Origin of the sequence: Kosakonia sp. HypNH10, from assembly GCF_029850615.1 — a bacterium.
In the GTDB taxonomy this organism is placed as follows: Bacteria; Pseudomonadota; Gammaproteobacteria; order Enterobacterales; family Enterobacteriaceae; genus Kosakonia; species Kosakonia cowanii.
Map to the genome: position 1 here is coordinate 367076 of NZ_JAOTIU010000001.1, position 23958 is coordinate 391033.

26 protein-coding genes are annotated in these 23958 nt (G+C 56.1%); 3 read left to right on the forward strand and 23 right to left on the reverse strand.

What is annotated here, in order from left to right:
• Window positions 1-41 precede the first annotated feature (41 nt).
• The 7 genes from N7V53_RS01910 to hinT all read right to left on the reverse strand — a co-directional run bounded on the left by N7V53_RS01910 (window position 42) and on the right by hinT (window position 5416).
• A complete protein-coding gene (locus N7V53_RS01910) occupies window positions 42-1346 on the reverse strand; it encodes an NAD(P)/FAD-dependent oxidoreductase (protein WP_023481780.1) in 1305 nt (434 codons plus the stop codon).
• 259 nt (window positions 1347-1605) lie between these two features.
• Window positions 1606-2148 carry an alpha/beta hydrolase YcfP gene (gene ycfP, locus N7V53_RS01915; protein WP_023481572.1) on the reverse strand — a complete coding sequence of 181 codons (543 nt, stop codon included), beginning with the start codon at window positions 2146-2148 and terminating at the stop codon, window positions 1606-1608.
• A gap of 35 nt (window positions 2149-2183) precedes the next feature.
• Complete coding sequence (gene nagZ / locus N7V53_RS01920) at window positions 2184-3209, reverse strand: beta-N-acetylhexosaminidase (RefSeq protein WP_279791814.1); 1026 nt, start codon at window positions 3207-3209, stop codon at window positions 2184-2186.
• A gap of 11 nt (window positions 3210-3220) precedes the next feature.
• Entirely contained in the window at window positions 3221-4036 is an 816-nt protein-coding gene (gene thiK / locus N7V53_RS01925) for a thiamine kinase (RefSeq protein WP_279791815.1), read from the reverse strand.
• On the reverse strand, window positions 4017-4670 hold the full coding sequence (gene lpoB / locus N7V53_RS01930; RefSeq protein ID WP_023481498.1) for a penicillin-binding protein activator LpoB: 654 nt from the start codon (window positions 4668-4670) through the stop codon (window positions 4017-4019). The genes thiK and lpoB overlap by 20 nt, the downstream gene beginning before the upstream one ends.
• A 10-nt stretch (window positions 4671-4680) precedes the next feature.
• Complete coding sequence (locus N7V53_RS01935) at window positions 4681-5055, reverse strand: YcfL family protein (protein ID WP_023481573.1); 375 nt, start codon at window positions 5053-5055, stop codon at window positions 4681-4683.
• A 1-nt stretch (window position 5056) separates the two neighbouring features.
• Entirely contained in the window at window positions 5057-5416 is a 360-nt protein-coding gene (hinT, locus tag N7V53_RS01940; protein ID WP_023481409.1) for a purine nucleoside phosphoramidase, read from the reverse strand.
• Window positions 5417-5745: 329 nt separating this feature from the next.
• Between hinT and fhuE the strand changes: the two genes are divergently transcribed.
• Window positions 5746-7932 (forward strand): ferric-rhodotorulic acid/ferric-coprogen receptor FhuE, encoded by a 2187-nt coding sequence (gene fhuE, locus N7V53_RS01945; RefSeq protein WP_279791817.1) that lies wholly within the window; start codon window positions 5746-5748, stop codon window positions 7930-7932.
• Window positions 7933-8118: 186 nt separating this feature from the next.
• Here the strand turns inward: fhuE and ptsG are convergent, their stop codons facing one another.
• From ptsG to yceD, 14 genes are all read right to left on the reverse strand, one after another.
• A complete protein-coding gene (gene ptsG / locus N7V53_RS01950) occupies window positions 8119-9552 on the reverse strand; it encodes a PTS glucose transporter subunit IIBC (protein WP_023481473.1) in 1434 nt (477 codons plus the stop codon).
• A gap of 298 nt (window positions 9553-9850) precedes the next feature.
• On the reverse strand, window positions 9851-10645 hold the full coding sequence (locus N7V53_RS01955; RefSeq protein WP_279791819.1) for a metal-dependent hydrolase: 795 nt from the start codon (window positions 10643-10645) through the stop codon (window positions 9851-9853).
• A gap of 10 nt (window positions 10646-10655) precedes the next feature.
• Complete coding sequence (gene holB / locus N7V53_RS01960) at window positions 10656-11660, reverse strand: DNA polymerase III subunit delta' (RefSeq protein WP_279791820.1); 1005 nt, start codon at window positions 11658-11660, stop codon at window positions 10656-10658.
• Entirely contained in the window at window positions 11657-12298 is a 642-nt protein-coding gene (gene tmk / locus N7V53_RS01965; RefSeq protein ID WP_279791821.1) for a dTMP kinase, read from the reverse strand. The genes holB and tmk overlap by 4 nt, the downstream gene beginning before the upstream one ends.
• Window positions 12288-13310 (reverse strand): cell division protein YceG, encoded by a 1023-nt coding sequence (gene yceG, locus N7V53_RS01970; RefSeq protein ID WP_023481822.1) that lies wholly within the window; start codon window positions 13308-13310, stop codon window positions 12288-12290. The genes tmk and yceG overlap by 11 nt, the downstream gene beginning before the upstream one ends.
• Window positions 13307-14122 (reverse strand): aminodeoxychorismate lyase, encoded by an 816-nt coding sequence (gene pabC, locus N7V53_RS01975; RefSeq protein ID WP_279791822.1) that lies wholly within the window; start codon window positions 14120-14122, stop codon window positions 13307-13309. The genes yceG and pabC overlap by 4 nt, the downstream gene beginning before the upstream one ends.
• 112 nt (window positions 14123-14234) lie before the next feature.
• Complete coding sequence (gene fabF, locus N7V53_RS01980; RefSeq protein ID WP_279791823.1) at window positions 14235-15476, reverse strand: beta-ketoacyl-ACP synthase II; 1242 nt, start codon at window positions 15474-15476, stop codon at window positions 14235-14237.
• A 90-nt stretch (window positions 15477-15566) separates the two neighbouring features.
• Window positions 15567-15803 (reverse strand): acyl carrier protein, encoded by a 237-nt coding sequence (acpP, locus tag N7V53_RS01985; protein ID WP_000103754.1) that lies wholly within the window; start codon window positions 15801-15803, stop codon window positions 15567-15569.
• A gap of 154 nt (window positions 15804-15957) precedes the next feature.
• On the reverse strand, window positions 15958-16692 hold the full coding sequence (gene fabG, locus N7V53_RS01990) for a 3-oxoacyl-ACP reductase FabG (protein ID WP_023481790.1): 735 nt from the start codon (window positions 16690-16692) through the stop codon (window positions 15958-15960).
• Window positions 16693-16704: 12 nt separating this feature from the next.
• A complete protein-coding gene (gene fabD / locus N7V53_RS01995) occupies window positions 16705-17634 on the reverse strand; it encodes an ACP S-malonyltransferase (RefSeq protein WP_023481388.1) in 930 nt (309 codons plus the stop codon).
• A 16-nt stretch (window positions 17635-17650) separates the two neighbouring features.
• Complete coding sequence (locus N7V53_RS02000; RefSeq protein WP_023481420.1) at window positions 17651-18604, reverse strand: beta-ketoacyl-ACP synthase III; 954 nt, start codon at window positions 18602-18604, stop codon at window positions 17651-17653.
• Between the two features lie 6 nt (window positions 18605-18610).
• A complete protein-coding gene (gene plsX, locus N7V53_RS02005; RefSeq protein WP_080263017.1) occupies window positions 18611-19699 on the reverse strand; it encodes a phosphate acyltransferase PlsX in 1089 nt (362 codons plus the stop codon).
• Between the two features lie 79 nt (window positions 19700-19778).
• Complete coding sequence (gene rpmF, locus N7V53_RS02010; protein WP_006819481.1) at window positions 19779-19952, reverse strand: 50S ribosomal protein L32; 174 nt, start codon at window positions 19950-19952, stop codon at window positions 19779-19781.
• Window positions 19953-19968: 16 nt separating this feature from the next.
• A complete protein-coding gene (gene yceD / locus N7V53_RS02015) occupies window positions 19969-20490 on the reverse strand; it encodes a 23S rRNA accumulation protein YceD (protein WP_023481686.1) in 522 nt (173 codons plus the stop codon).
• Between the two features lie 141 nt (window positions 20491-20631).
• On the opposite strand from yceD, the gene N7V53_RS02020 reads away from it, so the two are divergent.
• Together N7V53_RS02020 and N7V53_RS02025 are read left to right on the forward strand one after the other, a co-directional pair.
• A complete protein-coding gene (locus N7V53_RS02020; RefSeq protein ID WP_279791826.1) occupies window positions 20632-21216 on the forward strand; it encodes a Maf family protein in 585 nt (194 codons plus the stop codon).
• 103 nt (window positions 21217-21319) lie between these two features.
• Window positions 21320-22453 carry an alpha/beta fold hydrolase gene (locus N7V53_RS02025; protein WP_279792706.1) on the forward strand — a complete coding sequence of 378 codons (1134 nt, stop codon included), beginning with the start codon at window positions 21320-21322 and terminating at the stop codon, window positions 22451-22453.
• A 31-nt stretch (window positions 22454-22484) separates the two neighbouring features.
• Here the strand turns inward: N7V53_RS02025 and rluC are convergent, their stop codons facing one another.
• Complete coding sequence (gene rluC / locus N7V53_RS02030; protein WP_023481636.1) at window positions 22485-23438, reverse strand: 23S rRNA pseudouridine(955/2504/2580) synthase RluC; 954 nt, start codon at window positions 23436-23438, stop codon at window positions 22485-22487.
• A 108-nt stretch (window positions 23439-23546) separates the two neighbouring features.
• A complete protein-coding gene (locus N7V53_RS02035) occupies window positions 23547-23939 on the reverse strand; it encodes a DUF2655 domain-containing protein (RefSeq protein ID WP_023481669.1) in 393 nt (130 codons plus the stop codon).
• Window positions 23940-23958 lie beyond the last annotated feature (19 nt).

Below are 23958 nucleotides of genomic sequence, written 5' to 3' on the forward strand. Positions count from 1 at the left end.
TATGCTGCTCCCGCGCCAAATGGCGGAGAGCAGCAGAAGGATCAGTGGAGCTTGAGGCGCGGGCGGATCACGCGGTTGATACTGCCCACCACCATCATCAGCCCGGTTTTAAAGTAGCCATGCAGCGCCACCTGGTGCATACGGTAGAGCGAGATATAGACGAAGCGCGCAATACGCCCTTCTACCATCATCGAGCCGCGCATCAGGTTACCCATCAGGCTACCGACCGTGGAGAAGTTGGAGAGCGACACCAGCGAGCCGTGATCTTTATAGACATAATCTTTCAGCGATTTGCCTTTCATCTGCGCGAGGATGTTATGCAGCGCAAGGCTTGCCATCTGGTGCGCAGCCTGGGCGCGCGGCGGCACAAAACCACCTTCCGGACGCGCGCAGGAGGCGCAGTCGCCAATCGCGTAGATATCCGGGTCGCGCGTGGTTTGCAGCGTCTGCTCCACCACCAGCTGATTGATGCGGTTCGTCTCCAGGCCGCCAATCTCTTTCATAAAGTCCGGCGCTTTGATGCCTGCGGCCCACACCATCAGATCGGCCTGAATATACTCACCCTCTTTGGTATGCAGACCGCCCTCATCGGCGCTGGTGACCATTGTCTGCGTGAGGACACGCACGCCCATTTTGGTCAGCTCATTGTGCGCAGCGCCCGAAATACGCGGCGGCAGCGCAGGCAGAATACGCTCGCCCGCTTCCACCAGCGTTACGTTCAGCGCCTCGTTAGTCAGCCCTTTATAGCCGTAGCTGTGCAGCTGTTTAACCGCGTTATGCAGTTCGGCCGACAGCTCAACGCCCGTTGCCCCGCCGCCGACAATAGCGATATTCACTTTGCCGTTTGCGCCAAGGTTGGCAGAGTATTTCAGGAACAGGTTGAGCATCTCCTGGTGGAAACGACGCGCCTGGTGCGGGTTGTCGAGGAAGATGCAGTGCTCTTTCACGCCCGGAGTGTTGAAGTCGTTAGAGGTGCTGCCCAGCGCCATTACCAGCGTGTCATACGCCAGCTTGCGCTCCGGCACCAGCAGATCGCCCTTCTCGTCACGCAGTTCAGCCAGCGTCAGCGTTTTGCTTTCGCGGTTAATATCGATAACGGAACCAAGCTGGAACTGGAAATGGTGATTACGCGCGTGCGCCAGATAGCTCAGGGCATCGACGCCTTCATCGAGGGAGCCGGTCGCCACTTCATGTAGCAGGGGCTTCCATAAATGGCTGTGATTGCGATCCACCAGGGTGATTTTCGCTTTTTTACCGCGCCCCAGCTTCTTGCCTAACTGCGTTGCCAGCTCAAGCCCGCCAGCACCACCGCCTACAATCACGATTTTTTTCAATGGTGTAGTCAAAGTGACCCCCTAAAATATTAACCAATTGTTAACTAAAAGTTATAAAAATAGCCCTTAATTAACAATGGTTTACGCGCTGGCAACCAGGCATTGACCACGAGAATATCACGAACGGTTCAATGGTCATACCAAAATTGATGTACATCAAGTTTTGCTGCCGCAAAGATGAGCAAGTGTAGACGTAGCAGCGCAAATCACGCGCTAAAGACATGAAAAAAGGGAAGCTGCGGCAGGGGGAAACCTGCCGCAAGGAGAGGGATTAACCGAGGGTTTTGAAAGCTTTAATGCGCTGCAGATGCGGTGAGATATTTTTGAATTTATGGGACTGCTCTTCGTCCCAGACAATCTCGTAATAGTGGTGCAGCTCATTTGAAGTGCGCTGGCTGTCCAGCGCTTCATCCTGACGGGAGAGGATCACCAGGCAGCGGTCGCGGTTCTTTTCGCGAAAGTTGGCGACGCACTTGGTGGCAATATCCCGGTACTCTTCCGGCCGGTCGATCTTTCCTTCCATATTTTCATAAGGAAAGAGATTAGGGTTGAAGATCACCTGGCGGATATCGCAAAGAAAACCGATGCGCTCCGCCCAGTAACCGCCCAGACCGACACCGCAGATCAGCGGGCGTTCATCGACGTTGAGCTGCAGCATTTTATCCACCTCTTTGAGCAGATGCTGCATATCATGTTTCGGATGCCGCGTGCTGTAGCTAATCAGCCGGACATCGGGATCGATAAACTGCAGTTGCAGCACCTTTTCGTGGTTGCCGGGGCTGTTCGAGTCAAAACCGTGTAAATAGATAATCATGGTATCCTCACCACTTCGACGGTTTGTCCGTAGGGTTAATGCGCAGCTTTATGCGCCTGCCAGCGTTCGTGCAGCTGTTCCAGCTCGTTGTGAGCCGCTTTCCAGCGCGCCGAATTCATCAACTCCGGACGAGAAAATGAACCTTTATGATACAAATGTGTAACACGCTCTGCATTGATCGGTGACAGGTTATCCAGTACCTCAACGGCACCTTTACGATTATTACAGACCAGGATCATATCGCAACCGGCATCCAGCGACGCCTGCCCGCGTTCAGCGTAGCTGCCCATGATCGCTGCCCCCTCCATCGAGAGATCGTCGGAAAAAATTACGCCGTCGTAACCCAGCTCACCGCGCAGCACGGTTTTCAGCCACCAGGGTGAGCCGCTGGCCGGACGCGGATCGGCATCGGTGTAGATCACATGCGCGGGCATAATGGCATCCAGCTTGCTCTGCTCAATCAGCGACTTAAAAATGGACATATCTTTCGCGCGGATCTCCGCCAGCGGGCGTGGATCGAACGGCGTCTCTTTGTGCGAGTCTGCGGTCACTGCGCCGTGGCCCGGAAAGTGTTTGCCGGTGCTTTTCATGCCTGCGCTGTGCATGCCATCAATCACGCGGGTGGCGAGCGTTAACGCTTTCTGCACATCCGCATGATATGAACGCTCGCCGATCGCCGCGCTGATATGCCCGACATCCAGCACCGGTGCGAAGCTGATATCAATATCCATGGCGATCATCTCGCTCGCCATCAGCCAGCCCGCCTCCTGCGCCAGCCGACCGCCCTCTTCCATACCAAGCAGCGCTGCGAAAGATTGCGCCGCCGGCAGGCGGGTGAAACCGTCGCGAAAACGCTGCACGCGCCCGCCCTCCTGATCGACCGCCACCACCAGCCGGTGGTGGGAAGCTGCACGGATCTGGCGCACCAGCTCGCGCAGCTGCTCGGGATCGTGGTAATTCCGGGTAAAGAGGATCAAGCCGCCAACCAGCGGATGCGCCAGAATCTCGCGCTCCTCTGCATCCAGTTCGTACCCTTCAACATCCAACATCACTGGACCCACACTTACCTCTCTTATCCTTCAGACTGAAGCTGACGCCATATTTCATTCGCCAGCATAATAAATTGTTGATCGCCGGTCTGCTGCCAGCGGCGTTCATACCAGCCGACCATCAGCATTAACACCCACGGCCGCCAGCGCTTAACTTGCCGCCAGAGCAGAGGCGGATCGATATTCGCCTGACTGGCATAGTGCGCGGCAATTTCAGCGCGCTGCGCCTCGTTTTCACACCAGATCCCCGCCAGCTCGAGCGCCACATCGCCGTCGCCGGCATACTCCCAGTCGATAAGCCGTAGCCCCTTCTCGCCGTGCACAATATTCCCGGCGTGAACATCCATATGCAGCGGCGCAAGGCGCAGCGGCAATGGCTCCCGTTGACGCCGCAACCGTTTTAGCTGCCGCAGCCAGAAGGGCGTGCACCGTGCGGGCGCGCAGCACTGCCAGTCGCGCTCCAGCAGCGGCAGCAGCGTAATGCGCCAGCCGAAGCGTTTTTGCCGGTGCAAATGATACAGCAATGTCGCCAGCGCGTCGGCCTGCGGCAGCACGGTGTCAATGGTGCCGGGAATATAGTCGATTGCCATCCAGCCCGCCGCGAAAAAAAGCGGCTGCGGCGCAACAGTGGCAGGAAGATGGCGCAACAGACGATACTGGCGCAGAAAGGACGCAGGCGCGGCTTGATGCTGCTGGCGAAGCACCAGCGTCCGCTGCCCGTCGCTTATCAGACAGCTCCCGCCGCTCAGCCCAACTTGCTGGCTGGCGACGGGAGCGTAGTGCGGAAAGTAGCGTGACAGGATGGTGTCACGCGTCAGATTACTGCTGCTGAACGGCACCTTTACCTGACCAGATAATCTCGCCGGTCTGCACCAGCATTAACTGCATTTGCAGCGAAGGCGCATTGGCATTGCCGGTTGCGTTGGAGTAGAGCACATACTGCGCGCCGACGTTGCGCGCGATGCCCATCGCTTTGCTGCGCGAGCCAAGGCTGTCCTGCGGCGACAGGCCGAGCTGCTGCTTGGCAACCGCCAGCTGCTGGGCGGTGATCAGGGTGAATTTACCGTTATTTGCCAGCGCGTTGCGCACCACTTCTGTTGCTTCACCGGTGTTAATGGAGCCGTTAGTGCGGTTGTTCACGCTGTCTACCAGCAGAACGCTGCCGGCATTCGCGCCGCTGGCCTGCAACATTTTGCCCACCATCGGCTGTACCGCGCCGTTCCAGTCGTAATGACGCTCGCGCGGCGTTGGCTGGCCGTTCTGATCCGGATGTTCAATCGGGCCCGGCTGCTGTGGCAGCGTTGGCACGGAAGGCACGCCAGGAATCGGCTGCTGCGGCTGCTGAGGTTGCGCCGGTTGCGTCGCGCCACCGCCTGCCTGCTCAACCGGAGCCGGTTGCTGGTCGGTGATACAGCCTGCAAGCAGCATGGCAAGGGTAGTCAGTAACGCGTAGCGTCCAATGGTCTTAATCAAGTGTCACCTCTTAGAGATAGAGATAGAGTCTGACGCTGTGCGCGCCGAGATAGTTAGCGCTGCCGTAGAGAGTCATGGTGGCATTACCGGGAACCGTTACGCTGCGCGGCGCTTCCAGCGGGTGCATCTCCAGACCTCTGGCGTCATACCAGTAAAAGCGATAGTGCAGCGTGACGGGCTGCTGGCGTTCGTTATAGATCTTTGAGGAGGCGGAAGGCTGAAGCGCCTCCCGGCTCATGGTCGGCGGCTGCGCGATGATGCCTGCGGCGAGGATGGAGGACTCCATCACCAGCGTTTGATCGCTGGCGACCGGGATCGCGGGCCGGGAGCCGCAGCCGACAAGCGCTAACGCCGTCAGCAGTAACGCAACACGCGCGACGCTCATCTTAAAGACCTTTATGAGCCAGCATCGGCCCCAGCACGCGCCCGCCCAGCAGGTGCATATGAATATGGTAAACCTCCTGCCCGCCGTGACGATTACAGTTCATGATCAGGCGATAGCCATCTTCGGCAATCCCTTCATCACGGGCGATTTTCGCGGCAACGGTCATCATGCGCCCCAGCGCCTGCTCGTGGGCCTGGGTTACATCGTTGACGGTGGGGATAAGCAGGTTCGGCACGATCAGCACATGTGTCGGCGCTTGCGGGGAGATATCGCGAAAGGCGGTAACCAGTTCGTCCTGATAAACGATGTCCGCTGGAATTTCGCGACGAATGATTTTGCTGAAAATGGTCTCTTCGGCCATGACGTTTTCCTTTTCTGAGTGCGGGCCAGGCCCGCCGTCGTCGTCAATTATGTGCCCTAGAGTATGATCGAGATTCTCTTGTTCTTTCAACTATAACGCTGTTTTTCTTTCCCCTTTTACGCCTGGCCTGATTGTGGCAGGCGCAGACGCTGGCTGGCGCACATGAAATCGCATTTCATAATCGATAATTACATCTGTTTACACCGCTTAAGTGAATGCGTATATTTCGCATTTGCATTTCCATGCGCGCTTCGCGCTGACGCATTTACTTCCCGCAGCCAGCAACGTATTGGCTGCGGGTTCTGCTCACACACCATTAAGGGTTCATCATGTCTTTCCCGCAGAATGGCCGCTTCGGCGCTCACGCCTGTACGGCCGCCCCTTCCCTGCTGGCTGTTGCCATTGCCTTTGCGCTCACCCCGGCCACCGCGTTTGCCGCCGGCAGTGAAGAGACGGTGGTAGTTGAAGGAACCAGTGCTGCCGACACCCGTGCTCTGACCGAACAGGATTACAATACGCAGACGACTGCGGCAGGCACCAAAATGACGCTGGTGCAGCGCGATATTCCTCAATCTATCAGCATTACCACCCAACAGCGGATGAAGGATCAGCAGCTGGAAACCCTCGGCGACGTGCTGAAAAATACCACGGGTGTGTTCGAGAGCGCGGCAGACTCCGATCGCAGCACCTACTACTCGCGCGGATTCCTGATTGATAACTATATGGTCGATGGCATCCCGACGATTTTTGAAACCCGCTGGAACCTGGGCGATGCGCTCTCCGATACCGCTATGTATGAGCGTATTGAAGTGGTACGCGGCGCAACCGGGCTGATGACCGGAGCGGGCAACCCTTCCGCCTCGGTAAATATGGTGCGCAAGCACGCCGACAGCCGCGAATTTACCTCAAACGTTTCGGCCGAATATGGCAGCTGGAATAAACAGCGTTACGTGGCGGACGTCTCCACGCCGCTGACGGAAGATGGCAGGATCCGTGGCCGTGCGGTGGCCGGTTACCAGCATAATGACAGCTGGCTTGACCGCTACAGCCAGGAGAAGAAGTTCTTCTACGGCGTGCTGGATGTCGATCTGACTGCGTCGACCGCTTTCTCCGTTGGCTATGACTACCAGGAGACCGACGTTGATAGCCCAACGTGGGGCGGCTTGCCGCGCTGGTATACCGACGGCACAAAAACCCACCCGAGCCGCAGCGACAGCACCGCGCCGGATTGGGCCTATAACAATAAAGTCTCCAAACGCACCTTCGCGACACTGAAGCAGGGTCTCGGCAGTGACTGGCTGCTGACGGTGAACGGCACCCATACCGAGACGCAGCTCGACAGTAAAGCGCTCTATGTCGACGGCACGGTCGATAAATCCACCGGACTGATGGTCAGCCCTTATGGTGCCTCTTACCCCTATGTTGGCGGTACCGGATATAACACCGGCATGCGTAAAGTCGATGCGCTGGATACCTTTGCTAATGGCTCGTATGAGCTGCTTGGCCGCCAGCATGAGCTGATGGTCGGCGGCAATCTGAGCAAGCAAAATAACCGCTACTTTAGCTCGTGGGAGAATATCCTCGATACCTCGCTCGGCAACTACAGCAACTTCAACGGCAACTACCCGGAAACACAATGGGCGCCGCTGAGCCTGGCGCAGGAAGATACTATTCGTCAGCAGTCAGCCTACCTCGCAACGCGTATCTCACTTGCCGATCCGCTGCATCTGATTGCGGGCGCGCGTTATACCAAATACAAGCTTGAGACGCTGACGCAGGATCTGGAGAAGAATAACCTCTCGCCCTATGCGGGCCTGATCTTCGACATCAACGATACCTGGTCGACCTATGCCAGCTATACCTCCATCTTTAAACCGCAGGAGTACCGCGACGCGCAGGGGAAATATCTCTCGCCGGTCACCGGGAAAAACTACGAGCTGGGCGTGAAATCTGACTGGATGAACAGCCGTTTAACCGCTTCGCTCGCCGTGTTCCGTATCGAGCAGGATAACCTGGGTCAGACAACCGGCGGCGTGGTGCCGGGCACCAGCGGCGAAAGCGCGTATGAAGCGGTCGATGGCGCGGTGAGTAGAGGCGTGGAGCTGGAAATTAACGGCGCGCTGACTGACAACTGGCAGATGACTTTCGGCGCCACACGCTATGTTGCCGATGATAAAGATGGCAATGCGGTGAACCCGAACCTGCCGCGTACGTCGATCAAAACCTTCACCAGCTATCGCCTGCCGATGCTGCAAGAGTTAACCGTCGGCGGCGGCGTAAACTGGCAGAACAGCACCTGGGCGAATGTCAGCACTGCGAACGGCAACTTCCGCTCTGAACAGGGCAGCTATGCGCTGGTCGACCTTTTCGCCCGTTACCAGGTCACTAAGCAGCTTTCGGTGCAGGCGAACATCGATAACCTGTTTGATAAGAAATATGACACCAACGTCGACAGCCGCTCCTATGTGTATGGCGAGCCGCGTAACTTCTCAGTGAGCGCCAATTACCGCTTCTGATATCGCATTAGTCAACAAAAGGAGCCTGCGGGCTCCTTTTTTATTGGCTACCTGTAGGCCGGATAAGGCAACGCCGCCATCCGGCAAAACCGCAATGCCGGATGGCGCTAACGCTTATCCGGCCTACAAATGCAGGGCAATAAAAAAGGGAGCCATCAGGCTCCCTCAGTCTCCCCAGACTATGGCTTAGCTGTTGCGGATGTACTCATCCATCTCGGTTTTCAGGTTATCGGATTTGGTACCGAAAATCGCCTGAACGCCGGAACCGGCAACAACCACACCCGCAGCGCCCAGTTTCTTCAGGCCAGCCTGATCCACTTTTGCTACGTCAGCCACGCTGACACGCAGACGCGTGATACACGCATCGAGGTTGGTGATGTTCTCTTTGCCGCCAAACGCGGAAACCAGAGCCGGAGCCATTTCGCTGGTGACGCCAGCTTTGCTCTCTTCGGTAGTCTCTTCACGACCCGGGGTCTTCAGATCCAGCGCTTTAATCAGCACACGGAAGACGGTGTAGTAAACCACCGCGTAGCAGATACCGATGATCGGGAACAGCCACAGTTTGCTGCTGTTACCGCTCAGCACGACAAAGTCGATCAGACCGTGGGAGAACGACGTACCGTCACGCATACCCAGCAGGATACAGATCGGGAAGGCCAGGCCTGCCAGAATCGCATGGATAACGTACAGAATCGGCGCCACGAACATAAAGGAGAACTCGATCGGCTCGGTGATACCGGTCAGGAACGAGGTCAGCGCGGCGGAGATCATGATACCGCCCACTTTCGCGCGGTTTTCCGGTTTCGCAGAGTGCCAGATAGCAATCGCGGCAGCCGGCAGACCGTACATTTTGAACAGGAAGCCACCGGAGAGTTTACCTGCGGTCGGGTCACCTGCCATGTAACGCGGGATATCGCCGTGGAACACCTGGCCTGCGGCGTTGGTGAATTCACCAATCTGCATCTGGAAAGGTACGTTCCAGATGTGGTGCAGACCAAACGGCACCAGGCAGCGCTCGATGAAGCCATAAATACCGAACGCAACAACCGGGTTCTGGTAAGCAGCCCACTGAGAAAAGGTCTGGATAGCAGTACCGATCGGCGGCCAAATAAAGGAGAGGATCACGCCGGTGAAGATTGCTGCCAGACCAGAGATGATCGGCACAAAGCGTTTACCCGCGAAGAAGCCCAGATACTCAGGCAGCTTGATACGGTAGAAGCGGTTAAACATATACGCTGCGATCGCACCAGAGATGATACCGCCGAGTACACCGGTGTCTGCCAGGTGTTTCGCCGCGATCTCTTCAGCAGGTAAATGCAGAACCAGCGGCGCAACCACCGCCATGGTTTTAACCATAATGCCGTAGGCGACAACGGCGGCAAGCGCTGAAACGCCGTCGTTATTGGTGAAGCCAAGGGCCACACCGATCGCGAAGATCAGCGGCATGTTGGCGAAAACGGAACCGCCCGCTTCGGCCATAACATGGGAAACCACTTCTGGCAGCCAGCTGAAGTTTGCAGAACCGACGCCCAGCAGGATACCTGCGATAGGCAGTACGGATACTGGCAGCATCAGCGATTTACCGACCTTCTGCAGGTTAGCAAATGCATTCTTAAACATAATTGAGAGTGCTCCTGAGTATTAGTGCTTTTTTCTACGCTTTCGCGCATTGGCACGGGGGGAGAACCGCGCCGTGGGAAGGGCATCTAAGCGCCCTTTATTTATTACACAGAGTAAAATAAATCGTTTCAGGTTTGTTTGACCGCTATCACGTTTCAGCCAGCGCTAATAAGAAAAGTCACATTGGCTTACATTTGCCGCTCTTTTTAGGTCAAATTGTAACCGTCACCGCCCATTTTATGGCGGTGAACTTTACTCTTATCGGGTATTAATTACGAGTACTAAAATAAGCTGCTTTTCATGCTATATGCAGACGCGACGGGGCGATATGGAACAGGCGGGCAAAGTTTTGCGTCGTCTGTTGGGCAAGCTCTTCAATGGAGACGCCCTTCAGCACCGCCATATACTCTGCAACATCGCGCGTCATGGCAGGCTGGTTCTCTTTCCCGCGGTGCGGCACCGGTGCCAGATAAGGCGAATCGGTCTCCACCAGCAGGCGATCGAGCGGCACATAGCGCGCGGCGTCGCGTAACTGCTCGGCGTTACGGAAAGTGACGATGCCGGAAAAAGAGATATAAAAACCCATATCCAGCAGCTTACCGGCCGTTTCACGATCTTCGGTAAAGCAGTGTAGTACGCCGCCGCAATCCTGCACCTTCTCTTCTTGTAAAATCGCCAGCGTATCGGCGCGCGCGTCACGCGTATGCACAATCACCGGTTTATTCAGCTCACGCCCAATGCGGATATGGTTGCGGAAAGAGTCCTGCTGGCGCGGCTTGGTTTCCGGGGTATAGAAGTAGTCGAGGCCGGTTTCACCCATTGCCACCACACCCTCTTCTGCCGCCAGCTGGCGCAGGGTTTCCATCTCGTACTCTTCATCCTGGTTGAGCGGATGTACGCCGCAGGAGAAGACCACATTCTCACGCTCGCCGACTAATTCACGCATTGACCGGTATCCGGGCAGCGTCGTGGCGACCGCGAGGCAGAACTTCACATCGCGCGCGGCGGCTTTCGCCAGCACATCGTCCACATTTTTATGCAGCGTTTCATAGTTAAGGCCATCGAGATGGCAGTGCGAGTCGACTAAAAACATAATGTCTCTCTTATAGATGGGATACAGGAAGCGTCACGCCGGAGTGCAGGTAACGCTCCACGTTTAACAGTAAATCGGTCAGCAGCAGTTCGCGGTTAACGCCAACAACGCTCAGCAACTGCTCGCGGCAGGTAAACAGCGCATGTAAAAGCGCATGCAGCGTGTCGCTGCGCCACTGGTGGGCGAAACCCTGCACCAGCGCCGGAGCATCAACATTGGTGACGAGTGTTGCGCCTTGCTGCAGCTTCAGCGCATCGAGGATCAGCGAAGCGAGCCACTGCAGGCGCTCCGGGGCATTGTCATGATTAAGCGCGGGCAGCACTGCCAGCCAGTCACCGCCGGTAAGCGCTGCGTTTGCCGCCTCGCACAGCGCCTGGCGCTGCTTCCACTTATCATCCTGCAACAACATTTGGGCAGCGCCTGGCGAGCCGGCCGAGAGGCGCAGCGCGGTGAGAATCGCATCTTGTGACATTGTCACTTCACGCGAAAGCCACGTCGCGGCGTAATTCTCTGCGGGCGGCGCTAAGTGATGCATACGACAGCGGCTACGCAGAGTGGGCAGCAGCCGCACGGGCTCGCGGCAGGCGAGGAAAAACCATGTCTGCGCCGGCGGCTCTTCCAGCGTTTTCAGTAACGCGTTGGCGGCGGCGTCGCTGAGCTGTGCGGCGTCCGGCAGACAGACGACTTTTGCGCCGCCGAGCCGGGCGTGCTCGTACAACTTTTCATTCACTTCACGCACCGCATCAATACCCAGCGTCGACTTCCCTTTCTCCGGCGCAAGCACGTAATAATCGGGGTGGGTACCCGCCTGCATTAATTCGCAGCCGCGACAGTGACCGCAGCTTTTATTTCCTTGCGGCGTCTGGCAGAGCAGCAGGCGGTTGATGGCGTAGATCAGCGCATCGTCGCCCATCCCTTCCAGGGCGTGGATCAGTAACGCGTGGTGCCCGCGCCCGCTCTGATAACTGGCGACCAGTTGTTCAAAGTCCGGCCGTAGCCACGGATACCATTTCATGCGCCCTGCTCCTCCACCCATGTGGTGACGGTGCGGCGAATATCGGCTACAACCTCTTCCAGCGACTGGGTGGCATCAATGGTACGAATACTCGGATCCTGTTCCGCCAGTTCCAGATAGCGGGCGCGCGTACGGTTGAAGAAATCGAGTGACTCCTGCTCAATGCGGTCAAGCTCGCCGCGCGCACGGGCGCGTTTAAGGCCCACTTCCGGCGTTACATCAAGATAAAGGGTTAAATCAGGGCGGAAATCGCCGAGCACCGCGTCGCGCAGCGTGGTGAGCAGGGTTTGATCAATACCGCGCCCGCCGCCCTGGTAGGCCTGGGTGGAGAGATCGTGGCGATCGCCAATGACCCAGCTTCCGCGCGCCAGCGCGGGTTTGATAACCGTCTCCACCAGCTGAACGCGGGCGGCGTAAAACATCAGCACTTCGGCTTTATCGGTGATCACTTCATCCCCGACGGAGCGGATATCCAGCACCAGGCTGCGCAGTTTTTCCGCCAGCAGCGTGCCGCCCGGCTCGCGGGTAAACACCATGTCGCCAACGCCGAGCGTCTTCAGCGTATCAACAATGACATCCCGCGCGGTGGTTTTACCCGCGCCTTCCAGCCCTTCAATGACGATGTATTTACTGCCCATTTTTTTCCTTAAGTACTTTCAGGTACTCCTGCACCGATCGGTTATGACTGGCGAGATTGGTGTTAAACGTATGTCCGCCTTTACCGTCGGCAACAAAATAGAGATATGGCGTTTTTGCCGGATGCGCCGCGGCTTTCAGAGAGGCCTCACCCGGCGTGGCAATTGGCCCCGGCGGCAGGCCGTTGATCACATAGGTGTTGTAATCCGTCGGTGCCTCCAGATCGGCGCGCGACAGCTTACCACTATATCGCGCCCCCATCCCGTAGATTACCGTCGGATCGGTCTGCAGACGCATCCCGATGCGCAGCCGGTTAATAAACACCGAGGCCACCCGGTCGCGCTCACCGGCGACGGCGGTCTCTTTCTCAATAATCGAGGCCATGGTAACCAGCTGATTTTCATCTTTATAGGGCAGACCTTCAGCGCGCCCTTCCCAGGCGCGGGCAACGGCCTGCACCATTTTTTGATGCGCACGTTTCAACAGCGCAACATCGGTGGTATTGGCGGTGTACATCCACGTGTCAGGCCAGAACCACCCTTCGACCCACTCCGGGTGCGCCATTTTTATCGCCTGCGCCACGGTCGCGTAGTCATCATCTTTCAGCGTGTGTTTGATGTATGGCGCGTCGCGCAGCTGTTTCAGGTAATCGCTTAACCGCATCCCCTCAACGAAACGCAGCGGGAATTGCGCCTCTTTACCGCTTTCCAACAGCTGCATCATCTCACGCACGGTCATATTGGGCGTGAAGCGGTAGGTCCCGGCTTTGAAGTGTGAGAGATCGGGCTCCAGGCGCAGTAACCACTGGAACACGCGCGGGCGATTAATCACCTTTTCGCGATAGAGCAGCTCGCCCAGCGTTGTGCGCCCGGTGCCAGCCGGCAGGGTGAAGATGGTTTCGTCTTTGATCAATATTTTGCTGTCGGCCAGCTGCCGCACCTTCCAGGCACCAGCGCCTGCGGCAATAACCAGTACTGCGAGCAGAATGAGTACAACGCCAAAGAGTTTTTTCATAATGGATTTATGCGCTCACAAAGAGGGGCTAAAAAATGGTACAGATCGCGCGCCTGCCACTGCCTGTCCGCCCACTGGCGAACCGGCACAACCGGCATCAGCGCGTTACAAATAATGGCTTCGTCTGCCAGTGCCAGCGCATCGAGCCCGGCGTTCACTTCGACAACGTTAAACGTAGAAGATGCCAGCTGGCGCAGGCAGTATTGCCGCATAATGCCATCCACACCCGCCTGATCGAGCCTGGGGGTGAACACCGTTTTACCCTGTCGCCAGAAGATATTTCCCGCACTGCACTCGGTGATCCAGCCGTCGCTGTCGAGCACCAGTGCGTCATCGGCATCGGTTTGTTCAAGCCCGAGGCGAATAAGCACCTGCTCCAGCCGGTTAAGGTGTTTGATACCGGCAAGCGCAGGATTGCGCCCCAGACGGATCTCACTGAGCGCAAGGGAGACCCCCTCCTGCTGCCAGCGCGCATAGTGCACGGGCCTCGGTGCAAAGGAGACAATGCGCGTCGGCGCAGAACAGTTGGCCGGGCTGTAGCCGCGCCCACCCACGCCGCGCGAGATCACCGCTTTGATGACGCCTTCATCGTGCTCTTTCGCCAGCATGGTCATCTCCTGCTCAAGTGCAGACCATTCAGCAAAAGGGATCGCTAAGCGCTCGCATCCCTGACGCAGGCGCTGCTGGTGAGCGGCGGCAAACTGGATCTGCCCGTCGATAATACGTGCGGTAGTAAAACAGCCGTCGCCAAACTGCGTCGCCCGGTCATTGGCCGCAAGCGAGGCCTGCTCTGTGCCATTAATCAAGAACATAGCGACTCCTTGTATGCATAGGCAGACAGTTTGGCAGGATGAAAAGCCGAGGACAAGGGGGATAAATCAGAATAGAAAAGGCCCGCAAGCGGGCCTTTATACGGCAGGTTGATCACACTTTTTTGAAGATCAGCGAGCCGTTGGTACCACCGAAGCCGAAGGAGTTACACAGGGTGTACTCCAGACCGCTAACCTGACGCGCCTCATGCGGCACGAAATCAAGGTCGCAACCCTCATCCGGGTTATCGAGGTTGATGGTTGGCGGTACAGCCTGGTCGCGCAGTGCCAGGATGGAGTAGATAGATTCTACTGCACCCGCCGCACCGAGCAGGTGGCCGGTCATGGATTTGGTCGAGCTGACCATCACGCTGTAAGCTGCGTCGCCGAATACGGACTTCACTGCCTGCGCTTCGGCTTTATCGCCCGCAGGTGTTGAAGTGCCGTGTGCGTTTACGTAGCCAATCTGAGACGGCTCAATGCCCGCATCGCGAAGCGCATGAATCATCGCTTTCGCCGCACCCGCGCCGTTTTCCGGCGGAGAAGTCATGTGGTAAGCATCGCTGCTCATGCCAAAACCGATGATTTCAGCATAAATTTTCGCACCGCGCTTCTTCGCGTGTTCGTACTCTTCCAGCATGATGATGCCTGCGCCATCGCCGAGGACAAAACCATCACGGTCTTTATCCCACGGGCGGCTTGCGGCCTGCGGATTATCGTTACGCGTGGAGAGCGCGCGCGCTGCGCCAAAACCACCAACGCCAAGCGGCGTACTTGCTTTTTCCGCACCACCTGCCAGCATCGCATCGGCATCGCCATAGGCAATGATACGCGCGGCGTGACCAATGTTATGCACGCCTGATGTACAGGCAGTCGCAATTGAAATGCTGGGGCCTTGCAGACCAAACATAATGGTCAAATGGCCAGCCACCATATTCACAATGGTCGATGGAACGAAGAACGGGCTGATTTTACGCGGCCCACCCTTAACGAGGGAGCTGTGGTTTTCTTCGATCAGTCCGAGACCACCAATGCCAGAACCAATCGCCGCGCCAATACGCGAGGCGTTTTCTTCTGTTACTTCCAGGCCGGAATCCTGCATGGCCTGAATACCAGCGACAATTCCATATTGAATGAAGTCGTCCATTTTGCGCTGTTCTTTGCGCGAAATGTAATCTTCACAGTTAAAATCCTTTACTAAGCCAGCAAATTTGGTTGCATAGGCGCTAGTATCGAAATGGTCGATCAGGCTGATGCCACTCTGACCGGCAAGGAGAGCTTTCCAGGTAGACTCTACGGTATTGCCGACAGGAGACAACATGCCAAGTCCGGTCACAACTACACGACGCTTAGACACGTTTGTCCTCCAGGGAGGGATAAAAAAAGAGATTCGTGAGATTGCTTAGATAAAACTCAGGCGGTCGAATGACCGCCTGGAGATGTTCACTTACGCCTGGTGGCCGTTGATGTAATCAATGGCAGCCTGAACGGTAGTGATCTTCTCAGCTTCTTCGTCCGGAATCTCAGTATCAAACTCTTCTTCCAGAGCCATTACCAGCTCAACGGTGTCAAGAGAATCAGCGCCCAGGTCCTCAACGAAGGAAGCATTGTTGGTAACTTCTTCCTGCTTAACGCCCAGCTGCTCGCCGATAATTTTCTTAACGCGTTCTTCGATAGTGCTCATACTCTTAAATTTCCTATCAAAACTCGCTTTCGCGATGGTTTTCGTAGTGTATAAAATGTTGAAAAATTTGCAACTAAATCCCGGCAGTTCGTACCACGATTTTACGCTATTTTGAGGCCTTTCACCCCAATAACGCAAATAAATTTCATCGTGGTCAAACCATATACATTCCGCCGTTGACGTGCAGGGTTTCACCAGTGATGTAACCCGCCTCGTCAGAGGCTAAAAATGCAACCGCGCTGGCGATTTCCTGCGCACCGCCGAGGCGGCCTGCAGGCACTTGCGCCAGAATACCCGCACGCTGATCGTCAGATAGCGCACGCGTCATGTCCGTTTCAATAAAACCCGGAGCAACAACGTTTACTGTAATACCGCGGGACGCAACTTCACGCGCCAGCGATTTACTAAAACCGATAAGACCCGCTTTCGCCGCAGCGTAGTTGGCCTGACCGGCATTTCCCATGGTACCAACCACAGAACCGATAGTGATAATACGCCCATGACGCTTTTTCATCATAGCTCGCATTACCGCTTTTGACAGACGGAAAACAGATGAAAGATTGGTCTCGATAATATCGTTCCACTCATCATCTTTCATACGCATCAGCAGATTGTCACGGGTGATCCCGGCGTTATTCACCAGAATATCGACCTCGCCAAACTCAGCGCGAATGTTTTCCAGCACAGATTCGATAGATGCAGGGTCGGTCACATTTAACTGCAGACCTTTACCGTTCGCACCCAGATAATCGCTGATTGCCTGCGCGCCACTTTCGCTGGTCGCAGTACCAATCACCTTCGCGCCGCGGGCGACGAGGGTTTCGGCGATTGCGCGGCCAATGCCGCGGCTTGCACCGGTAACCAGCGCGATTTTTCCTTCAAAACTCATGGTCTTCCTCTTTTATTGCGCAAGAGCCTCTGACATGGCCGCCGGCTCGTTCAACGCCGAGGCTGTCAGGGTGTCAACAATACGTTTAGTCAGGCCGGTGAGGACTTTACCCGGGCCCACTTCATACAGGTGCTCAATGCCCTGCGACGCCATAAACTCAACGCTTTTGGTCCATTGAACCGGGCTGTAGAGCTGGCGCACCAGCGCATCGCGAATCGCTTCCGGTGTCGTTTCACACGCCACGTCGACGTTATTCACGACAGGGATCTGCGGCGCATTAAAAGTAATATTGCTGAGCTCAGCAGCCAGTTTCTCCGCCGCAGGTTTCATCAACGCGCAGTGGGAAGGAACGCTTACCGGCAGCGGCAGCGCACGTTTTGCACCAGCGGCTTTACAGGCAGCCCCCGCGCGCTCAACGGCTTCTTTATGACCCGCAATCACCACCTGACCCGGTGAGTTATAGTTTACCGGCGAGACGACCTGCCCTTCAGCAGCGGCTTCACACGCCTGTGCAATTGCGGCGTCATCAAGACCGATAATTGCGGACATCGCACCGGTACCTGCCGGAACGGCATCCTGCATAAACTTACCGCGCAGTTCAACCAGGCGAACCGCGTCAGCAAAGGCGATCACGCCCGCGCAAACCAGCGCAGAGTATTCGCCAAGGCTGTGACCCGCCATCAGCGCAGGTGCTTTGCCGCCCTGCTGCTGCCATACGCGCCACAGCGCGACGGAGGCCGTCAACAGCGCAGGCTGCGTCTGCCAGGTTTTATTCAGCTCTTCCGCCGGGCCTTGTTGAACCAGCGCCCAGAGATCGTAGCCCAGCACCGCTGAAGCTTCCTGGAAAGTCTCTTCGATAACCGGCCAGGTGGCAGCCATGTCGGCCAGCATGCCGACAGTCTGGGAGCCCTGCCCCGGAAACACAAATGCGAATTGCGTCATTTTTTTGTCCTTATACTCAGAAACGTACCAGCGCAGAGCCCCAGGTGAACCCGCCGCCAAAGGCTTCAAGCAGGATCAGCTGGCCAGCTTTGATGCGCCCGTCACGCACCGCTTCATCCAGTGCGCAAGGCACGGAGGCGGCAGACGTATTGCCATGACGATCGAGTGTAACCACCACATTATCCATCGACATGCCGAGTTTTTTCGCCGTCGCGCTGATAATACGCAGGTTCGCCTGATGCGGCACCAGCCAGTCCAGCTCGCTGCGCTCAAGGTTGTTGGCAGCCAACGTTTCGTCAACAATATGCGCCAGTTCGGTGACGGCAACTTTAAAGACTTCGTTACCCGCCATCGTTAAATAGGTCGGATTTTCCGGGTTTACGCGATCGAGATTCGGCAGCGTCAGCAGTTCGCCATAGCTTCCGTCAGCGTGCATATGCGTGGAGATAATGCCCGGCTCTTCTGAAGCGCCCAGCACGGCAGCGCCCGCAGCGTCACCGAAGAGGATAATCGTACCGCGATCTTCCGGATCGAGCGTGCGCGCCAGCGCATCGGAGCCGATCACCAGCGCATGTTTTACCGCACCGGATTTAATGTACTGATCGGCAATGCTCAGGGCATAAGTAAAACCTGCGCAGGCGGCGGCAACGTCAAACGCCGGGCAGCCTTTAATTCCCAGCATATTCTGAATCTGGCAGGCAGCGCTTGGGAAAGCGTGGGTCGCTGAAGTGGTTGCGACAATGATTAAGCCAATCTGATCGTTATCGATGCCGGCCATCTCGAGCGCGCGTTTAGCGGCCTCAAAGCCCATAGTCGATACAGTCTCGTTTGCCGCAGCAATACGACGCTCACGGATACCCGTACGCGTGACAATCCACTCGTCGGAGGTATCGACCATTTTTTCTAAATCGGCGTTTGTTCGAACCTGTTCTGGCAGATAGCTGCCGGTACCAATAATCTTTGTATACATGTGCGCTCAGTCACTCTTGGATAATATACATACGTTCTTGCTTTCGTCGCCCAGTGCAGACGAAGCCGACGCGATGTACACAGATTCCAGGCGAGCGGCAATCCGCTGTGGGACTTGCCGCTGCACCGCCTGCACTGCCTGCTCAATCGCGACGCAAAACGCGCGCTGATTGGCTGCGCCGTGACTTTTAATCACTGTGCCGCGCAATCCTAACAGACAGGCACCATTATACTGGTCGGGGTTGAGGTGGCTGAATCGACTTATCAGACTTTTTTGTAACCAACGTTTGAGTAAGATGAGCCACCACGCCCTTTTTTTCCCTTCGCCCTGCGATTTCAGCAGCGAAAGAAACATTCTGACAACCCCTTCCATGGTTTTTAGCGTGACGTTTCCCGTGAAACCGTCACACACCAGCACATCCGTCTTGCCGGTTAATAATTCGTTCGCTTCCAGGTAACCAATGTAGTTGATGGATGGCGCTTCGCGTAACAACGCGGCAGCTTCGCGGATATTGTCATGGCCTTTGCTCTCCTCTTCACCAATATTGAGCAGAGCGACCCGCGGGTTGGCGATCTCCAGGATCTCCTCCGCCATGACGGCACCCATTACGGCGAATTGTGCCAGCATCGTGCTGTCGCAATCGACATTCGCACCCAGATCGAGCACCACGGTTCTGCCCTTTTGCTGATGCGGCAATACCGTCACCAGCGCCGGACGCTCAATACCGTCGAGGGGTTTAAGCAGCAGTTTCGCCAGCCCCATCAACGCCCCGGTATTACCTGCGCTGACGCAGGCCTGGGCGCGCCCCTCTTTCACCAGCTCCAGCGCGATACGCATTGACGTACCACGACTATTACGGATCGCCTGCGCCGCGCGCGCATCACTGGCAACAACTGACTGTGCAGGAACAACAAGCAGGCGAGAGCGCTGCTCGAAATCAGCTTTGGCAAGTAATGGCGTGATTGCGTCGGGATCGCCGACTAACAGGAGAGTGAGTTGCGAATTAGAATTCAGTGCCTGCAAAGCTGCAGGCACTGTCACGGAGGGGCCAAAATCGCCCCCCATGACATCTAACGCCAGGGTTAGACGTGTCAAGGTATCGTCAGAGCCTGGTTCGGTTTATCCCCGCCTGAGCGGGGAAAGCCTCACTAAGCTTCATCACGCTTGCGCGTGATTACTTAGTGATAACCTTGCGACCGCGGTAGAAACCGTCAGCGGTCATGTGGTGACGCAGGTGGGTTTCACCAGAAGTTTTGTCTACAGACAGGCTGGTGACTGCGGTCAGCGCGTCATGGGAACGACGCATGCCACGTTTGGAACGGGTTGGTTTATTCTGTTGTACGGCCATGGACCTTACTCCTCAATTACTTACGCTTTAAGCTGGCTAATACGGCAAATGGATTGGGTTTTTGCGCTTCATCAGGCAATTCCCCAAAGACCATGTCCGCCTCGGACACTTCACAGTGTTCAGAATCATGCACCGGAACTACAGGCAAGGCGAGAATGATTTCATCCTCAACCAACGCCCGCAGATCGATTTCGCCGAATTCGTTAACCTCAATCGGCTCATACGCTTCCGGCAGTGCTTCAGCCTGTTCGTCTGAACGCACAGGACTAAAACAATACGTTGTGTAGACGTGATGGGTGAACGGTTTCCCGCAGCGCTGGCACTCGAGCGCTACCGTAACCTTCGCATCGCCGGTTAACACCGCCAGACGCTGATTATCGATAGCAAACGACATGGAGCACTCCACATCAGTTTCTACGCTGACAACAGAATCGGCGACGCGCTCGACCTGATCGAGAGTGTAGACACCCTCATAATCAAGGCGTTTTTGAGCGGTACGAACCGGATCAAGAGTCAGGGGTAATTTTACCTTTTGCATAGGGCGCGCATATTAACTTTGTAACGTCATAGAGTCAAAGAAAAAGGCAGCCTGCGGTTGCCTTTTGCCAATTATTCGCACACATTGCGGCCTACAGTTTAATTTGCCTCTCATCGTTAAGCCATATTTGGTGGAAAAAATATGTCTCCTCTTATTCTTGCTTCAACTTCACCCTATCGTCGCGCGCTGCTGGAAAAACTCGGCCTCCCCTTTGAGTGTGCAGCGCCGCAAACGGACGAAACACCGCATCCCGGTGAAACGCCCCGCCACCTCGTGCTGCGCCTTGCTCAGCAAAAAGCGCAGTCGCTGGCGGAAAAATATCCACATCACCTGATAATTGGCTCCGATCAGGTGTGCGTATTAAATGGCGAAATTAACGGCAAACCGCATACGGAAGAGAATGCACGCCAGCAATTGCTGAAAGCGAGCGGAAATATTCTCACCTTCTATACGGGACTTGCGCTGTTTAATTCGGCAACCGGACATTTGCAAACGGAGTGTGAACCCTTCGACGTCCATTTCCGTCATTTAAATGAGCAGGAGATTGACGACTACGTGCGCAAAGAGCGCCCGCTTAATTGTGCCGGCAGTTTTAAAAGCGAAGGGCTGGGCATCGCCCTGTTCGAGCGGCTTGAGGGGCGCGATCCGAATACGCTGGTCGGGCTACCGCTGATTGCGCTGTGCCAGATGCTGCGCCGTGAGGAGCGCAACCCGTTGTTAAGCTAATGCTTAAGCGATCACAGATTGTTTAGTAAACGACCTGTAGAGTCTCTCTCAATATTAAAACACCGTTTTAATTTGAGGGATGCTGATGAAGATGTCGTGCAAAATGGCGCTGGCCGCCGCGTTATTGATTTCCGCTACGGCCAGCGCGCAAGAGACGTGGCAAACCGAGGGCGTCGTCGAAGGCAATCTCCCGGCGAGCTGGCCCGCGCTGAAAGCGCAAATGCCCTACCCCGACTCCTGGCTCTCCGGCCACTACTCTGATTTTAATCAATGGCAAACAGAGGGCCGTCAACGCTTTCGCGCCGCCCTGCTCACCCCCGATGCCAGCAAAATCTTCGCGCCCGAGACAATAAGCAAAGAGGATCGCGGCAGCTACACCGCCGAAAAACTGGCGCTGAACATTACCGACGACAACCGCATTTCAGCCCTGCTGCTGATGCCGAAAACGCCCGGCCCGCATCCGGCGGTGGTGCTTCTGCACGATCACGGTTCGAAGTTTGATATTGGCAAAGAGAAATTAATCCGACCGTGGAATGACGCCAAAAAGCTCGCCAGTGCGCAGGCGTGGGCGGATAAATTCTTTAGCGGAAAATTTATTGGCGACGAGCTGGCACAGCGCGGGTATGCGGTTATCGCTATCGACAGCCCCGGCTGGGGCGATCGCGGGCCAATGGTCTATGAACAACAGCAGGCGCTGGCCAGCAACTACTTCAACCTGGGCCGTTCACTTGCGGGCGAAGTGGCGTATGAAGATATGCGCACCGTCGATTTTATCGCCGCGCATGCGGGCGTCGACAGTAAACGCGTCGGCGTGCTGGGCTTCTCCATGGGCGGGTTCCGCGCCTGGCAACTGGCTGCCCTTAGTGACAAGGTGGCCGCAACGGCGGTGATTTCGTGGTTCGGCACTTACAACGGCCTGATGCAGCCCGGGAATAATGTGCTGCGCGGGCAGTCAGCCTTTTATATGCTGCATCCCGGTATGCCGGCGCTGATGGATATTCCCGATATCGCCAGTCTCGCGGCACCAAAGCCGATGCTGATCTTCAGCGGCGGCAAAGATAAGCTCTTCCCGCCGCAAGCGGTCGAAGAGGCCTTTGAGAAAGTGCACCGCGTCTGGGCGTCGCAGCATGCCGATGAGAAACTGGTGACCAAAAGCTGGCCCGAACTGGGCCATGTTTTTTATCAGCAGCAGCAGGATGAGGTCTTTCCGTGGCTGGACAGGTGGCTGAAGCCGTAAGCGATCCCCTCCGCAACGGAGGGGAGAGAGCTTATTTTGCGTTACGCAGCGTCGTCAGGCAGTGCTTCAGGGCATTGTCGAGGGGCGCTTCGATGCGCAGCGTCTCGCCGGTTGCCGGGTGAGTAAACTTCAGCGCCGCCGCATGCAGGAAGAGGCGTGATAAGCCCGTTGAGGCAAGCTGCTTATCAAACTCGCGGTCGCCGTAGCGATCGTCAAAGGCAATCGGATGCCCGGCATGCTGGGTATGGACGCGGATCTGATGCGTACGCCCCGTCACCGGGCTGCAACGTACCAGCGTGGCGAACGCGTAGCGCTCTTCCACCTTGAAGCGCGTTTCCGACGGTTTGCCTTCGCTGTTAACACGCACAATGCGCTCGCCGCTCTGCAGAATATTTTTCAGCAGCGGTGCCTGTACGGTTTTCACGTGGGATTGCCACTGCCCGCGCACCAGTGCCAGGTAATCTTTCTGCATCTCTTTACCGCGCAGCTGCTCATGGAGCGAACGCAGCGCCGAGCGTTTTTTCGCCACCAGCAGCACGCCGGAGGTGTCGCGATCGAGGCGATGAACCAGTTCGAGGAAGCGCGCTTCCGGGCGCAACGCACGCAGCCCTTCGATGACGCCGAAACTGAGGCCGCTGCCGCCGTGTACCGCGGTGCCGGAGGGTTTATTCAGCACCAGAATATGATCATCTTCGTAGAGAATGACGTCATTAAGCTGGGCTACCTTTTGCAGGTGCGGCGAAACCGCCTCTTCTTCTTTTTCGGCTACGCGTACCGGCGGGATACGAATTTCATCGCCATCTTCCAGTTTATATTCTGGTTTTACGCGCTTTTTATTCACACGTACTTCGCCTTTACGCAAAATACGGTAGATCATGCTCTTCGGTACGCCCTTCAACTGCGTACGCAAAAAGTTATCAATGCGTTGCCCCGCTTCGTCTGCGGTGATAGCAACAAATTTTACGGCTAATGTCTCAGTTTTCATGGGAGGCGATTCTAAATAGCCACGCTGAATAGCGCCACTCATTTTTATATGCTTATATTGACTATTACATTCGGTAAACAGCGTTTCATACAGTTGATTCGGTGGTTATTAAACCAATCTCCGGGCAAAGGTGAAGAAACTGTGAGTAACCGGGTGATAAATGGTAAAAGTCAGCTTGCTATAACAGGGTTCGCAAGGAATAATGTTGCCGTTTTCCGTGTTGAATTTTGCTAAAACAAGTAAATGAGCGGAATGACCAGTTTTGCCTGTCCGATCATACACGCAGCAATGGCGTAAGACGTATTGATCTTTCAGGCAGTTAGCGGGCTGCGGGTTGCAGTCCTTACCGGTAGATGGAATCTTCTCTGGAGAGTTTTTCCCAGGCTGTTCCCCTGATAATTGCGCTGTATTTTCCACAGGAAATGCAGGCAACCGACACACTGCGCCTCTTAAGCGAGCGACAACCGTGAGGTTGGCGACGCGTAATAGACTCGAGGCCATCGGTTCTCCCCGGAAAGGC

Coding starts and splice junctions, on each gene's coding strand:
- fabD (WP_023481388.1), bottom strand. CDS start 17,634: ATGACGCAATTCGCATTTGTGTTTCCGGGGCAGGGCTCCCAGACTGTC.
- N7V53_RS02025 (WP_279792706.1), top strand. CDS start 21,320: ATGGCGCTGGCCGCCGCGTTATTGATTTCCGCTACGGCCAGCGCGCAA.
- rluC (WP_023481636.1), bottom strand. CDS start 23,438: ATGAAAACTGAGACATTAGCCGTAAAATTTGTTGCTATCACCGCAGAC.
- pabC (WP_279791822.1), bottom strand. CDS start 14,122: ATGTTCTTGATTAATGGCACAGAGCAGGCCTCGCTTGCGGCCAATGAC.
- fhuE (WP_279791817.1), top strand. CDS start 5,746: ATGTCTTTCCCGCAGAATGGCCGCTTCGGCGCTCACGCCTGTACGGCC.
- yceD (WP_023481686.1), bottom strand. CDS start 20,490: ATGCAAAAGGTAAAATTACCCCTGACTCTTGATCCGGTTCGTACCGCT.
- tmk (WP_279791821.1), bottom strand. CDS start 12,298: ATGGGCAGTAAATACATCGTCATTGAAGGGCTGGAAGGCGCGGGTAAA.
- N7V53_RS01955 (WP_279791819.1), bottom strand. CDS start 10,645: ATGTTTTTAGTCGACTCGCACTGCCATCTCGATGGCCTTAACTATGAA.
- fabG (WP_023481790.1), bottom strand. CDS start 16,692: ATGAGTTTTGAAGGAAAAATCGCGCTGGTTACCGGTGCAAGCCGCGGC.
- ycfP (WP_023481572.1), bottom strand. CDS start 2,148: ATGATTATCTATTTACACGGTTTTGACTCGAACAGCCCCGGCAACCAC.
- N7V53_RS02035 (WP_023481669.1), bottom strand. CDS start 23,939: ATGGCCTCGAGTCTATTACGCGTCGCCAACCTCACGGTTGTCGCTCGC.
- yceG (WP_023481822.1), bottom strand. CDS start 13,310: ATGAAAAAACTCTTTGGCGTTGTACTCATTCTGCTCGCAGTACTGGTT.
- acpP (WP_000103754.1), bottom strand. CDS start 15,803: ATGAGCACTATCGAAGAACGCGTTAAGAAAATTATCGGCGAGCAGCTG.
- N7V53_RS02000 (WP_023481420.1), bottom strand. CDS start 18,604: ATGTATACAAAGATTATTGGTACCGGCAGCTATCTGCCAGAACAGGTT.
- N7V53_RS01935 (WP_023481573.1), bottom strand. CDS start 5,055: ATGAGCGTCGCGCGTGTTGCGTTACTGCTGACGGCGTTAGCGCTTGTC.
- ptsG (WP_023481473.1), bottom strand. CDS start 9,552: ATGTTTAAGAATGCATTTGCTAACCTGCAGAAGGTCGGTAAATCGCTG.
- rpmF (WP_006819481.1), bottom strand. CDS start 19,952: ATGGCCGTACAACAGAATAAACCAACCCGTTCCAAACGTGGCATGCGT.
- N7V53_RS02020 (WP_279791826.1), top strand. CDS start 20,632: ATGTCTCCTCTTATTCTTGCTTCAACTTCACCCTATCGTCGCGCGCTG.
- holB (WP_279791820.1), bottom strand. CDS start 11,660: ATGAAATGGTATCCGTGGCTACGGCCGGACTTTGAACAACTGGTCGCC.
- hinT (WP_023481409.1), bottom strand. CDS start 5,416: ATGGCCGAAGAGACCATTTTCAGCAAAATCATTCGTCGCGAAATTCCA.